The organism is Chryseobacterium sp. DT-167 (assembly GCF_058310155.1).
In genome coordinates, this window is sequence record NZ_JBZEEQ010000157.1 from 1 (window position 1) to 502 (window position 502).

The window sequence follows — 502 nt, forward strand, 5'->3', positions numbered from 1 at the left end:
CTCGCCTTCGACAAGCTCGAATTCGCTTCTTTGAAGAAGCTGCGCCATGTCGGCCTTGCCAAGGAAGTTTCGGTCGTCCTGCAAGCTGCGGATCCTAGCCTCGAACCTCGCCTTGTCGTCGGCAACCCAATCGGTCGGATTAGGTCGTTCTCCAACAGCGGCTTCGATCTCTTCTCGACTCAATTCGTAACTTCGAGAAGTCGTCCATGGGTCCGCATAAGTCACGCTCAAAGACGCGCCTGTAGACACCAGTTTCTCCCAGAAGGCAAGTGTCCGAAGGTCGGCATCGGTCACCTGCGCCCCGTCAAGCGTCATCGACCGCCCCGTCAAGCGCGGAATGCGATCAGCTATTGAGATGTATCGGATCAGAGTGTCCCCGAGGCGCTCTGGTGTCTTCAGAGCTAGCGCGGACCTGCGACGGCGAAGTCGTAATTCCCGGACGACGCCGTCAATCCGTCGCAGGTTCTGATCAATCAACACTCGGCTCGTCCTATAGAGCTCG

General features: G+C 57.6%; 1 protein-coding gene. It reads right to left on the reverse strand.

Going from position 1 to position 502, the window contains the following annotated elements:
• On the reverse strand, positions 1-315 hold a 315-nt coding region (locus tag AC4FQ5_RS20250; RefSeq protein ID WP_491146568.1), incomplete at its 3' end, for a hypothetical protein.
• Between the last annotated feature and the right edge of the window lie 187 nt (positions 316-502).